This is a genomic window from Enterobacter cloacae complex sp. P40C2 (genome assembly GCF_014930695.1).
GTDB lineage: Bacteria > Pseudomonadota > Gammaproteobacteria > Enterobacterales > Enterobacteriaceae > Enterobacter > Enterobacter pasteurii.
In genome coordinates this window covers 751,047-764,128 of sequence record NZ_JADBRP010000001.1, presented here as the reverse complement: position 1 = coordinate 764,128, position 13,082 = coordinate 751,047, and the positions used below count along the sequence as shown (strand labels likewise).

Sequence of the window (13,082 nt, the reverse complement as noted above, 5' to 3'; positions counted from 1 at the left end):
TACCATGAAACTTTTCAAAGTGGCAGTTATTGCAGCAATCGTAGTTTCTGGCAGTGCTTTCGCAGGTGCGGTACCACAGTTTGGCGGCGGCCACGGCGGTGGATGGGGAGGCGGCAATAATGGCCCTGACTCAACCCTGAGCATTTACCAGTACGGTGGCGGTAACTCCGCGCTGGCCCTGCAGACGGATGCCAGAGACTCTGAACTGACCATTACCCAGCATGGTGGCGGTAACGGCGCAGATGTAGGGCAGGGCTCTGATGACAGCTCCATCGATCTGCTGCAAAAAGGCTTTGGTAACAGTGCAACCATTGACCAGTGGAACAGCAAAGACTCGGTTATCAGCGTGAAACAGTTCGGCGGCGGTAACGGCGCGGCTGTAGACCAGACCGCGTCCGGTTCAACGGTGACCGTGCAGCAGGTTGGCTTCGGCAACAACGCCACCGCGCATCAGTACTGATTCTGCTCCGTGCTAAAAACAGGGCGTGTGCCCTGTTTTTTTTCGTGAGGACATCATGAGCACACTCATTCTCCTGGCCGCGCTTTCAGGCCAGATAACGTTCAATACCTCTCGGCAGGACGAAACGATCGCCATTATTCCGCGGGTCACGCTGGTGGACGCCTGCCGCTGCCGGGTCGACGTTTTATCCGTACGCCAGGGGCCGGCTGGGAAAAGTATCTCCCGGCAGAAAAATACCCTTTTTATCCCCGCTAATCAGCCGATTGATTTAACCCGTATAAGTTTAAATATGGGTTCAGGGGATGCGGTAAAAATAATTGTCACCGTTACCGATGGAAAATCGCTTCATTTATCCCAGCAGTGGACCGCGCCGATGAGTACGCTTTAATGATTCATGAAATCAATGATTTATAAAAGTGGCGGACCTGCAAAGGTGAGCTATGCTGATATCAAGAACCCCGCAATTTGGTTCCGTAACGTGATACTTCATAGGTCATAACGGAGCGTTTTTACCCCTCAAGGACGAATTTCATTGAGGAGTACAAATAATGATCAAATCCGCAGCGTGTATTATTTCCGGTATGGGACTGATCCTGTCCGCCTTTTTTTCTCCGGCGTATTCAGCCACGATTGAAAAGGGAGGGATTATTCATTTTCGCGGCGCGATTGTGGCCGATCCGTGCGACGTCACTCCTCAGCAGCATCGGCAGCTTTCCATTTCCTGCCCGGATAATAACCATATCAATACGCAAACCATCAGCTATGACGAGGCTTTAAGCGGCCATCAGTCTCGGTCAAATCTGGCTGCCGTCACCATGAAATACCTGAATGAACAGAAAACGCTCGCGGTCGTTCAGGTGGACTACCGTTAATCGCCGATTCTGGTACGACGGTTTTTCTCCTTCGCCCTCTGCGATACACTGATGAAAAAGGCGGGGTGTAGGGGGTGTTTATGAGACCGCAAATCGACGTAGTTCATGGCGATATCACGACGGTGCACGTAGACGTGATCGTCAACGCTGCCAATTCTTCCCTGCTGGGTGGGGGCGGCGTGGATGGTGCCATTCACCGGGCTGCCGGACCTCGGCTCCTTGAGGCGTGTAAGGTCGTAAGACAGCAGCAGGGAGAGTGCCCGCCGGGGCATGCTGTTATTACGCTGGCGGGCGATCTGCCGGCCAAAGCGGTGATCCATACCGTTGGCCCCGTCTGGCACGGGGGAGATCGCCATGAGGCTGAGATTCTGGAGCAGGCGTATCGCAACTGCCTGCGGCTTGCGGCAGATAACGGGTATAAGACGATGGCATTTCCGGCCATCAGTACGGGCGTTTACGGTTATCCAAAAGAGGCGGCTGCCGCGATCGCCGTGAATACCGTTTATCACTACCTTTCCCTCAAGCCCATGCCGGAAAAAGTCATTTTTGTCTGTTTCGATGAAGAGACCGCCGACCTGTATCAACGGCTGCTGACCGAGCGCAGCCAGGCGTTTTGATGTCTGGGAGGCAAAAACGGCGCCCTTGCGGCGCCGTTTTTTTATCCTGCTTTAACCTGTGGTTTTCCTGAGAACAGGAAACGCAATAGCGGGATCCGCAGGTGGATTTCATACAGCACAACGGCAATGCCAACCACAAAGACGAGGCCGGTGAAAAAGCCCAGCGCGTTTGACGCGATATGCGGCGTGATGTAAGCGCCGAAGAACAGCGTCAGCGGGTGGTGAACCAGGTAGATAAACAGCGAAGCATTAACGAAGTAGGTCACGCGGCTGGATTTAAAATTCAGCAGGCGATGGCCGAGCGCGAACACCACGTTCACCATCCACAGGCCCATCAGCATGGTTATCACGCTTTCCGTTTCGTACATCCACGCGTCCCCGCTGCCGTAGCGCTGATTGAGCAAGTAGGCCGCGAAGGCCAGAGCAGCACCCACGGCACACCAGGGGGAGGGGGTAGTAAACAGCGCCTTAAGCCGCGGATGAATGAATGCCAGCGCCCCGATCAGGAAGAAGGGAATGTAGAACAGCGTTTGCATCACCACAAAATTAAACAGCCCGTCGCTCAGAATGGGCGGGTAGATAATGAAAAGGGTGCGCCTGAGGGCCGCATAAGCGATTCCCAGCGCAAAAAACAGCAGCGACAGCTTGCCCAGGGTGATGCTGGAGAAGAAGGTGCGGGATGCTGTGCTCGCCCGCTGGCGCAGCCAGCTGAAGATCGCGAGGCTTACCGTGGTCAGCACCACCAGCACCAGCAGGAACCAGAGATGAGATATCAGCTCCCAGGCCAGGGTGTTGTATTTTTCATACAGAGAGAGATTCGGCCAACTTTCCGTCTTCCCTTTGACGTACTGCAGCATAATAAACTGCGGCAGCGTCAACAGGGGGATCGCCGTCAACATCGGTATCCCAACGCGCTCCACGCGGACCTTCCACCATCGCTTCAGGGGATAGCGCAAAAAGAGCATGTAGGAGAAATAGCCGGAAATAACGAAAAACACCTGCATGCGGAAGGCGTGAATAAAATCGTTAAACAGCGTAAGCCACCACGAAGGCATCTGGCTGTTCACGTGCCAGGTATGGCTGGAATAAATCAGTGAAATGTGAAAAGGGATCCCCAACAGCATCAGCCATGCGCGGATCGAGTCGAGGAAATATTCACGTTCTACAGGGGGTGTGCTCATATCGCGTTGCGCATTCTCAGACTTTTCGCCTTATCCATAAGGCTCTTAATGGTTACATTCGGAGCCAACCCTACACCAAGACCGACACCCTGTCTCCAGGATAAGCACGCAAAGTGAAAAGCGGGTTCTTTCATTTGCTTATTCCATGAGCCAGCGAGCTGAACAAAGCAGTGATAATGTTGTCGGATTGCCTGAGTTTCCATTAAAATGGATCGGATCGATATAAGCACACAAAGGGGGAAGTGCTTACTTATTATGAAACATAAACCACAAGTAATGAAAATGCGTTGGTTGGGTGTTGCAGTGCTGTTGTCTCTGTATACCTCATCTGCACTGGCCTTTAACATCGATGATGTCGCAAAACAGGCAAAATCGATGGCGGGCAAGAGCTATGAAGCGCCAAAAAGTAACCTGCCCTCCGTTTTCCGCGACATGAAATACGCGGACTATCAGCAGATCCAGTTCAATCACGATAAAGCGTACTGGAACAATATTAAAACCCCGTTCAAGCTTGAATTTTATCATCAGGGTATGTACTTCGACACGCCTGTTGCCATCAATGAAGTGACGGCAACCGCGGTTCGCAAGATCAAGTACAGCCCGGATTATTTCAATTTTGGCAATGTGCAACACGATAAAGATACGGTGAAAGACCTCGGCTTCGCAGGCTTTAAGGTGCTTTACCCGATCAACAGCAAAGATAAAAACGACGAAATCGTCAGCATGCTTGGCGCCAGCTACTTCCGCGTAATCGGCGCGGGGCAGGTGTACGGGCTTTCTGCGCGCGGCCTGGCCATTGATACCGCGCTGCCATCAGGTGAAGAGTTTCCGCGTTTCCGCGAGTTCTGGATCGAACGTCCAAAACCAACCGACAAACGTCTCACCATCTATGCGCTCCTTGATTCCCCTCGTGCGACTGGCGCTTATCGCTTCGTGATTATGCCAGGGCGTGACACGGTGGTGGACGTGCAGTCTAAAGTTTACCTGCGCGATAAAGTGGGCAAGCTGGGCGTTGCGCCGTTGACCAGCATGTTCCTGTTCGGGCCGAACCAGCCGTCTCCGGCGACCAACTTCCGTCCCGAACTGCATGACTCCAATGGCCTGTCCATCCATGCCGGTAACGGCGAGTGGATCTGGCGTCCGCTGAACAACCCGAAACATCTGGCCGTCAGCAGCTTTGCGATGGAAAACCCGCAGGGCTTTGGTCTTCTGCAGCGTGGCCGTCAGTTCTCCCGCTTTGAAGATCTGGATGACCGCTACGATCTGCGCCCGAGCGCCTGGGTTACGCCGAAGGGCGACTGGGGTAAAGGTAAGGTCGAGCTGGTTGAAATTCCAACCAACGATGAAACGAACGACAACATCGTGGCTTACTGGACGCCGGATCAGCTGCCGGAAGCCGGTAAAGAGATGAACTTCAAATATGCGATCACCTTCAGCCGTGACGAAGACAAGCTCCACGCACCGGATAACGCGTACGTTATGCAGACGCGTCGTTCAACGGGTGATGTGAAGCAGTCCAACCTTATTCGTCAGCCGGACGGTACGCTGGCATTCATCGTGGACTTCACCGGCCAGGATATGAAAAAACTGGCACCGGATACTGCCGTGACGGCACAGGCCAGCATTGGCGACAACGGTGAAATCGTTGAAAATGCCGTGCGCTACAACCCGGTAACCAAAGGGTGGCGTTTGACCCTGCGCGTGAAAGTGAAGGATCCGAAACAGACCACTGAAATGCGCGCCGCGCTGGTCAGTAACGATAAGCCGCTGAGTGAAACCTGGAGCTACCAGCTACCTGCCAATGAATAATACATCTGAATATATTGATGCCATGCCGCTGACGGACATTGAAAAAGCGGCACTCCCTGCGAGCGACATCCGCGCGGTTCACACCGCGCTGGATGGCGAACATCGTCCGTTTTCTCGTGATGATGACACGCCGCTGGGGTCAGTGAAGGCACGCCTGGAACAGGCGTGGCCGGACTCGCTGGCGGAAGGGCAGTTGATCAAGGATGACGAAGGGCGTGACCAGCTGCAGGCAATGCCGAAGGCCACGCGTTCCTCCATGTTCCCCGATCCGTGGCGCACCAACCCGGTGGGCCGCTTCTGGGATCGCCTGCGCGGGCGTGACGTTACGCCGCGCTATCTGTCACGTCTGACCAAAGAGCAGCAGGCGTCCGAGCAGAAGTGGCGTACCGTGGGAACCATTCGTCGCTACATTCTGCTGCTGCTGACGCTGGCGCAGACCGTCGTCGCCACCTGGTACATGAAATCTATTCTGCCGTACCAGGGCTGGGCGTTGATTAACCCTGCCGACATGATTGGCCAGGATATCTGGGTCTCCTTCATGCAGCTGCTGCCGTATATCTTACAGAGCGGTATCCTCCTGCTGTTCGCCGTGCTGTTCTGCTGGGTCTCCGCCGGGTTCTGGACCGCGCTGATGGGCTTCCTGCAGCTGCTGATGGGGCGTGACAAATACAGCATTTCCGCGTCGACGGTCGGGGATGAACCCCTCAATCCTGAGCACCGTACCGCGCTGATCATGCCTATCTGTAACGAAGACGTTGACCGCGTATTCGCGGGGCTTCGTGCGACCTGGGAGTCCGTAAAGGCTACCGGTAACGCGGCGCATTTCGACGTCTATATCCTGAGCGACAGCTACAACCCGGACATCTGCGTGGCAGAGCAAAAGGCCTGGATGGAGCTGATTGCCGAAGTGCAGGGTGAAGGGCAGATTTTCTACCGTCGCCGCCGCCGCCGCGTGAAGCGTAAGAGCGGGAACATCGATGACTTCTGCCGTCGCTGGGGTAACCAGTACAGCTACATGGTCGTGCTGGATGCGGACTCCGTGATGAGCGGCGACTGCCTGAGCGGGCTGGTCCGTCTGATGGAAGCCAACCCGAACGCGGGTATCATTCAGTCCTCGCCTAAGGCGTCCGGCATGGACACGCTCTATGCGCGCTGCCAGCAGTTTGCCACCCGCGTCTACGGACCGCTGTTTACCGCCGGTCTGCACTTCTGGCAACTGGGTGAATCTCACTACTGGGGCCACAACGCCATTATCCGCGTGAAGCCGTTCATCGAGCACTGTGCGCTGGCGCCGCTGCCGGGTGAAGGGTCGTTTGCCGGGTCCATTCTGTCGCATGACTTTGTGGAAGCTGCGCTGATGCGTCGTGCAGGGTGGGGCGTCTGGATTGCCTACGATCTGCCGGGCTCCTATGAAGAGCTGCCGCCGAACCTGCTGGATGAACTCAAGCGTGACCGCCGCTGGTGTCACGGTAACCTGATGAACTTCCGCCTGTTCCTGGTGAAAGGGATGCACCCTGTTCACCGCGCGGTGTTCCTGACGGGCGTGATGTCCTATCTGTCCGCGCCGCTGTGGTTTATGTTCCTGGCGCTCTCTACCGCGTTGCAGGTCGTGCATGCCCTGACGGAACCGCAGTACTTCCTGCAACCGCGCCAGCTGTTCCCGGTGTGGCCGCAGTGGCGACCGGAACTGGCGATTGCGCTGTTTGCCTCAACCATGGTGCTGCTGTTCCTGCCTAAGCTGCTCAGCATCATTCTGATCTGGTGCAAAGGCTCGAAAGAGTACGGCGGTTTCTTACGCGTTACCCTCTCACTGCTGCTGGAAGTGCTGTTCTCGGTCCTGCTGGCACCGGTGCGCATGCTGTTCCATACGGTGTTCGTGGTGAGCGCGTTCCTGGGATGGGAAGTGGTGTGGAATTCGCCGCAGCGTGATGATGACTCTACGCCGTGGAGCGAAGCGTTTATGCGCCATGGCTCCCAGCTGCTGCTGGGCCTGGTGTGGGCGGTCGGTATGGCATGGCTGGATCTGCGTTTCCTGTTCTGGCTTGCGCCAATCGTCTTCTCGCTGATCCTGTCGCCGTTTGTGTCGGTGATCTCCAGCCGTTCGACGGTGGGCCTGCGCGCCAAGCGCTGGAAGCTGTTCCTGATCCCGGAAGAGTATTCTCCGCCGCAGGTGCTGGTTGATACCGATACCTATCTGGAGCAGAACCGCAAACGCTCGCTCGATGATGGCTTTATGCACGCCGTGTTTAACCCGTCATTTAACGCGCTGGCGACAGCAATGGCGACCGCGCGTCACCGTGCCAGCCAGGTGCTGGAGATCGCCCGCGATCGTCACGTTGAGCAGGCGCTGAACGAGACGCCAGAAAAGCTTAACCGCGACCGTCGTCTGGTACTGCTGAGCGATCCGGTGACGATGGCAAGGCTTCACTACCGCGTGTGGTCCGCGCCGGAGAGATACTCTTCGTGGGTGAACTACTATAAGGACGTGAAGCTGAATCCGCTTGCGCTGAAGGCGAAGTAACGCTTCTTTACCCGCCACATAAAATACCGGCTTAAGCGCCGGTATTTTTTTAGAGGTTAAACAATGAAAATCTTCATCGTTATCATAACGGCATGCCTGCTCAGCGGCTGCGGCAGCATTATCAGCCGCACCATTCCCGGACAGGGCCACGGGAATCAGTATTATCCCGGCGTGCAGTGGGACGTTCGCGATTCCGCATGGCGCTATCTCACCGTGCTCGATCTGCCGTTTTCGCTGATTTTCGATACGCTATTGCTGCCCATCGATGCCAGCCACGGTCCGTACGAGTAGCGGTAACTTATCGCTCGTCCCATTCGTCCGCTGCGGCCTGGCCTTCTTCCGTATCCAGCGGCGGTTCCAGCTGAAACTCGCCTTCATCCCATTCATGCAGCGTATTCTCTTCGAGCCACTCCTGACGTAACTCAATTTCGTCATAGTCGCCGTCGAATACGGCCTGCGCACCTTCACCACTCAGTAACGGCAAACATTCTCCGTCTTCGCCCTCATCAGCAAAGAACTCGGCCTGCCACATAATATCGCCGTCCTGAAGGACGTATTTCTGAATATTGAACTGTTGCACGTCAGCATCTTCTTCCTCAATGCCGGGGTTATCGGCGAGGAATTCTTCGCGAGCGGCATCGATAGCTTCTTCCAGCGTGGCGTACATGGTCATTGGTGTCTCCCTGTTTTTCGTGAAGGTATTCAGGGAAAGGATAGCTGATTATCTGCTTTTGCAAGTACGAATGCGAAAATTAGCCGTCACGATAGTGTCTTATTCCCGCGCCGGACGTAGCGCCCGGGATAAACTGAGCCACGAATAAACCGCGTTGAACAGCACGACGCCAGCCGTAACGATGAAAACGGCCCGGAAGCCGAAGCTGGCCGAAATCCCCGCCCCGACCAGCGGCCCGGTGACGTTACCCAGATCGCGAAACGACTGGTTGTAGCTGAAAATACGTCCGGCAATCTGGTTGGTGGAGTTATAGACCAGCAGCGTCTGCACCGCCGGGAGCAACGCACCATCCGCCGCTCCCAGCAGGAAGCGCAACACGCCGAGCTGCCACGGTGAGTTCACCATCGACATGGGGATCAGCAGCAGAACGGAGACGATCAGGGCGCAGATCAGGATTTTTTCCGGGCCAATGCGATCGCCCAGCCTGCCGAGCCGGGGCGCGCTTAGTAACGCGGCCACGCCGGGAACGGAGGCGATCAGTCCGCTGATAAACGCGATGCTGCTGACGTTTCCGGCCAGATCGCGCACGTAGAGCGTGAGGATAGGGGCGATCGAGCCGGTCGCCACCTGGATAATCATGGTGGTGACGAACAGGCTCAGCACCAGCTTCGGATTTTTTAGCGAGGCCAGCACGTCGCGGGCGCGCAGCATCTCTTTTTTGGCCACGGGCGTAAAGTTCTCGCGGATGCAGATAAGCGTCACGAGGAAACAGAGAAACAGCACGCTGGCGGTAATGAAGAAGACGGGCCGAAGACCGTAGTGGTCGGCCAGCAGCCCGCCTGCCAGCGGGCCAAGCAGCGCGCCGCTTACTCCCCCGGTGGAGAGCGTGCCGAGCGCCCAGCCGCTTTTATGACGCGGGATCTGGGTGGCGATAAGGGCGTTGGCATTCGGGATAAACCCGCCGAGCAGGCCCAGGAGCGCGCGCAGTATCAGGAACTGCCAGACGTTCTGCGCCACCCCCATCAGCAGCATGATAATGGCCATTCCGAGCGCCGAGCGCAGCAGCATGATTTTTCGGCCTTTACGGTCAGCAAGCCCGCCCCAGAACGGCGATGCAATGGCGGAAAACAGGAACGTAATGCTGAATACCAGCCCCGACCACATGTTCAGCGCGCCGTGGCCGGTGACGCCCAGCTGTTCAACGTAGAGGGGCAGGAAGGGCATCACCAGGCTAAAGGCGGCGCCAGTAAGAAAACAACCCAGCCACGCAACCGTCAGGTTACGTTTCCAGTTTATGGGAGCATCTGAGGGGGACATAACTATCCGCATTAAGAGGTGCAGGGCACCGTGACCAGTGAGGTAATAAGCCTGCTAATTATGCGCCTGGGTTATGGTTGTCGCAATGCGGGAGAGCTTTTAAAGCTAAAACGCGATGCGGCCCCGGAAGGCCGCATGCAGTTTAATACCGGGAAGGGACGCCCTCCGGGCGGGTTTTGAAGCGTCGATGCAGCCACATGTACTGCTCCGGCGCTAGCATGATGCATTGCTCGACGATGCCGTTCATCCACCGCGCGGTGGTTTCTGCGTCATCCAGCGGTGGCGCGAGTTCCGGCTCCAGCATAATGAGCTGATAGCCCGAACCGTCCGGCTTGCGGCGCGGCACAAACGGCACGATAGCCGCTTTGGACATCCGCGCCAGCATCCAGGTCCCGGTAGTGGTAGCCGCGTCCTCTACCGCGAAGAACGGAACAAACACGCTGGATTGCGGGCCGTAGTCATGATCGGGGGCATACCAGACCACTTCACCTGATTTAAGGGCGCGGATCATCCCCTTCAGGTCTTTACGGTCGATCATGCTTTTATTGGAGCGCATGCGGCCGTTGGTCTGGATCAAATCGATCACCGGGTTGTCGTTAGGACGATACACGCCAATGCCCGGCGCCTGCATGCCGAACATGCGCGCGCCAATTTCGAGCGTCAGGAAATGTACGCCAATCAGCAGAACGCCGGTCTGGTTAGCCTGGAGATTATGCACCGGATCCATACCGGTACCGGCCACCTCTGTCCAGCGCGCCATGCGTTTATCCGACCAGAACCAGGCCATACCGGTCTCCATCAGCCCCATGCCGACAGATTCGAAGTTTTTCACCACCATGTCGTGGCGCTCAGATTCGCTCATCTGAGGAAAGCAAAGCTCAAGGTTGCGATACGCGATCCTGGCGCGACGCTTCATAAACTGTTGAGCAATGCGACCCAGACCTTTACCCATTCGGAAGAGAACGGGATAAGGAAGTTGTACAATAAGCCACAACAAGCCAATGCCTGACCATGTTAACCAATAGCGGGGATGCAAAAGCGCGGCAGTAAATTTCGGTAACTGGGTCATGTCTGTCCTGTGTTCTAACGTCCTGAGGAGCTATTGTCTCATTTTTTAAGGCATAGCCAAAATGTCTGTCATCGAAACATGCAGGATGACCGTACCTGTTAAGTCTGTTTAATCAGGTTGACTGAAATGTAGCGTAAATTGTGTGGATGTAAATTGTCTTTGTTTGCTATATGATGCCGACCGATTTTTACTTCTCTCTGACGATTGCAGGACTTGTACACCATGCCAGTGTTACACAACCGCGTTTCGAATGAGATGCTGAAAGCGCGTATGTTAGCCGAAACCGAGCCGCGCACGACCATCTCTTTCTATAAATATTTCACCATCAACGATCCGCAGGCCACCCGCGATGCGCTTTACCAGGCTTTCACCAGCCTGAACGTGTTTGGCCGCGTCTATCTGGCGCGTGAGGGTATCAACGCCCAGATCAGCGTGCCGGAAAGCAAAGTCGGCGCGTTCCGTGACTGCCTTTACGGGTTTGATCCGGCGCTTGACGGGCTGCGCCTGAACGTCGCGCTGGACGATGACGGAAAATCCTTCTGGGTGCTGCGCATGAAAGTGCGCGAACGTATTGTGGCAGACGGGATCGACGATCCGACCTTCAATGCCGGTGACGTGGGGGAATACCTCAAGGCCGCTGAAGTGAACGCCATGCTCGACGATCCGGATGCGGTATTCATCGATATGCGTAACCACTACGAGTATGAAGTGGGGCATTTCGAGAACGCGATGGAAATTCCGGCCGACACCTTCCGTGAACAGCTGCCGAAAGCCGTTGAGATGATGCAGGAACATAAAGACAAAAAGATCGTTATGTACTGCACCGGGGGAATACGCTGCGAAAAGGCCAGCGCCTGGATGAAGCACAACGGCTTTAATAAGGTCTGGCACATTGAAGGCGGGATCATCGAATACGCCCGTCGCGCCCGTGAACAGGGCTTACCGGTGCGTTTTATCGGTAAAAACTTTGTGTTCGATGAGCGTATGGGCGAGCGCATTTCGGAAGATGTGATTGCGCACTGCCACCAGTGCGGTACGCCGTGTGACACGCACACCAACTGCAAAAACGACGGGTGTCACCTGCTGTTTATTCAGTGCCCGGCCTGCGCCGAAAAGTTTAACGGCTGCTGTAGCGAGCTGTGCAGCGAAGAGAGCGTGTTGCCGGAAGAGGAGCAGCGCCGCCGTCGGGCAGGGCGCGAGAACGGGAATAAGATCTTTAATAAATCCCGCGGTCGACTGAATACGAAACTGGGTATTCCGGACCCGGAATAAATAACTGCCCGGCGGCGCGATTGCCGGCCGGGCCTGTTTTTACGACTTCTGCTGTACGCCTTCCACTGAAATAATCAGCTCCACGTCCTGCGACGCCGGGCCTAAATCGGTGGTGATATTAAAATCTTTCAGATGAATTTTACCTGCCGCTTCAAAGCCAGCACGTTTTCCGCCCCACGGATCGTCGCCCTGTCCCATTAATTTCGCTTCAAGAGTAACTGGTTTTGTCACGCCATTCAGCGTCAGATTACCGGTAATATTGAGCTTGTCCCCGTCTTTCTTCACGTCTGTCGAGGCGAAGGTAGCCTGCGGGAATTTCGCCACGTTCAGGAACTCGGCGCTGCGCAGATGCTTATCACGCTCGGCGTGGTTAGTATCAACGCTGTTGGTATTGATGGTGACATTCACCTTATCGGCAGTGGGATTTTTCTCGTCAAAACTAAAGGTGCCGTCGAAGTCATTGAACGTGCCATATAACCAGCTGTAGCCCAGATGCTGAATGCGGAAATTGACGAAGGCGTGCTGGCCCTCTTTATCAATTTTATAGTCAGCGGCAACGGCCGAACCGGCAGTAAATAACAGCGAACCTAATGCGATACCCAACAGGCGTTTTTTCATTTTATGCTCCAGAGTCAGCTGACGAACGGCCAAGCATGCGCTTAAGCGTATCGTCTTTATCAATAAAGTGGTGTTTCAGAGCCGCGAGGCCATGCAGAACTGAGAGGATCACAACGCTCCATGCCAGCCACAGATGAACCACACCGGCGGTGTCAGCCTGCGCGCCCGCATCGGCCAGCGTGGCGGGGACGTCGAAAAGCCCAAACACGCTAATCGGCTTGCCGTCTGCGGTCGAAATGAGATAGCCGCTGACAAGAATAGCCAACAGCAGGGCATAGAGTACGATATGTGCGCCAACTGCAGCGATGCGGGTGAATCGGCTGTGGCTTTTGGGCGCCGGCGGCGGGGGAGAGACATGCCGCCAGATGATACGGAAAACCAGCCCCATCATCAGCAGCACCCCGATGCTTTTGTGCAGCTCGGGAGCCTGGTGATACCAGCCGTCATAATAGCTCAGCGTCACCATCCACAGCCCGAGACCAAACATGGCATAGACGGCAAGGGCAAATAGCCAGTGTAAACACATGGATATTATTCCGTAGCGGCTGGAAGAGTTTCGCCATTGCATATGAATTTCCGTTTTCAGATGTTCGAGCAGTAAAAATGAACGTGATAAATAAATAATGCAACTGAAAAAAAAGGATAATGATTTTTATTTAATTTATTTCAGCGA

General features: G+C 55.5%; 14 protein-coding genes. 8 read left to right on the top strand and 6 right to left on the bottom strand.

The features are described 5' to 3' along the window. Positions 1-4: 4 nt before the first annotated feature. The 4 genes from csgA (at position 5) to ymdB (ending at position 1,949) form a co-directional block, all read left to right on the top strand. Entirely contained in the window at positions 5-460 is a 456-nt protein-coding gene (gene csgA, locus IM304_RS03695; RefSeq protein WP_148421778.1) for a curli major subunit CsgA, read from the top strand. A 55-nt stretch (positions 461-515) separates the two neighbouring features. After that, positions 516-848 carry a curli assembly chaperone CsgC gene (gene csgC, locus IM304_RS03690; RefSeq protein ID WP_148421777.1) on the top strand — a complete coding sequence of 111 codons (333 nt, stop codon included), beginning with the start codon at positions 516-518 and terminating at the stop codon, positions 846-848. A 160-nt stretch (positions 849-1,008) separates the two neighbouring features. Then, positions 1,009-1,332, top strand: coding sequence for a type 1 fimbrial protein (locus IM304_RS03685; protein ID WP_148421776.1), 324 nt, complete (start codon positions 1,009-1,011; stop codon positions 1,330-1,332). Positions 1,333-1,412: 80 nt separating this feature from the next. Continuing rightward, positions 1,413-1,949 (top strand): O-acetyl-ADP-ribose deacetylase, encoded by a 537-nt coding sequence (gene ymdB, locus IM304_RS03680; protein WP_176610648.1) that lies wholly within the window; start codon positions 1,413-1,415, stop codon positions 1,947-1,949. A 41-nt stretch (positions 1,950-1,990) separates the two neighbouring features. Here ymdB and mdoC read toward each other — a convergent pair whose 3' ends face one another. Further along, positions 1,991-3,130: a glucans biosynthesis protein MdoC gene (mdoC, locus tag IM304_RS03675; RefSeq protein WP_193356311.1), complete on the bottom strand. Its 1,140-nt coding sequence runs from the start codon at positions 3,128-3,130 to the stop codon at positions 1,991-1,993. Between the two features lie 255 nt (positions 3,131-3,385). Here mdoC and mdoG point away from each other — a divergent pair, with 255 nt between their 5' ends. From mdoG to IM304_RS03660, 3 genes are all read left to right on the top strand, one after another. Continuing rightward, a complete protein-coding gene (mdoG, locus tag IM304_RS03670) occupies positions 3,386-4,939 on the top strand; it encodes a glucans biosynthesis protein MdoG (protein ID WP_193356310.1) in 1,554 nt (517 codons plus the stop codon). Then, the gene (gene mdoH, locus IM304_RS03665; RefSeq protein WP_193356309.1) at positions 4,932-7,460 is read left to right on the top strand and encodes a glucans biosynthesis glucosyltransferase MdoH; all 2,529 of its coding nucleotides are present in this window, start codon (positions 4,932-4,934) and stop codon (positions 7,458-7,460) included. Before mdoG ends, mdoH begins: the two co-directional genes overlap by 8 nt. Positions 7,461-7,523: 63 nt before the next feature. Beyond that, complete coding sequence (locus IM304_RS03660; protein ID WP_148421771.1) at positions 7,524-7,751, top strand: YceK/YidQ family lipoprotein; 228 nt, start codon at positions 7,524-7,526, stop codon at positions 7,749-7,751. 7 nt (positions 7,752-7,758) lie between these two features. On the opposite strand, the gene IM304_RS03655 is transcribed toward IM304_RS03660, so the two are convergent. From IM304_RS03655 to IM304_RS03645, 3 genes are all read right to left on the bottom strand, one after another. Further along, positions 7,759-8,133 carry a MysB family protein gene (locus IM304_RS03655; protein WP_148421770.1) on the bottom strand — a complete coding sequence of 125 codons (375 nt, stop codon included), beginning with the start codon at positions 8,131-8,133 and terminating at the stop codon, positions 7,759-7,761. Positions 8,134-8,232: 99 nt separating this feature from the next. Next, positions 8,233-9,450 carry a multidrug efflux MFS transporter MdtG gene (mdtG, locus tag IM304_RS03650; RefSeq protein ID WP_193356308.1) on the bottom strand — a complete coding sequence of 406 codons (1,218 nt, stop codon included), beginning with the start codon at positions 9,448-9,450 and terminating at the stop codon, positions 8,233-8,235. 142 nt (positions 9,451-9,592) lie between these two features. Beyond that, positions 9,593-10,519: a Kdo(2)-lipid IV(A) acyltransferase gene (locus IM304_RS03645; protein WP_148421768.1), complete on the bottom strand. Its 927-nt coding sequence runs from the start codon at positions 10,517-10,519 to the stop codon at positions 9,593-9,595. Between the two features lie 222 nt (positions 10,520-10,741). Between IM304_RS03645 and IM304_RS03640 the strand changes: the two genes are divergently transcribed. Next, a complete protein-coding gene (locus IM304_RS03640; RefSeq protein ID WP_148421767.1) occupies positions 10,742-11,791 on the top strand; it encodes a rhodanese-related sulfurtransferase in 1,050 nt (349 codons plus the stop codon). 39 nt (positions 11,792-11,830) lie between these two features. On the opposite strand, the gene IM304_RS03635 is transcribed toward IM304_RS03640, so the two are convergent. After that, complete coding sequence (locus IM304_RS03635) at positions 11,831-12,409, bottom strand: YceI family protein (protein WP_193356307.1); 579 nt, start codon at positions 12,407-12,409, stop codon at positions 11,831-11,833. Position 12,410: 1 nt separating this feature from the next. Further along, entirely contained in the window at positions 12,411-12,977 is a 567-nt protein-coding gene (locus IM304_RS03630; RefSeq protein WP_176610642.1) for a cytochrome b, read from the bottom strand. Positions 12,978-13,082: the final 105 nt, after the last annotated feature.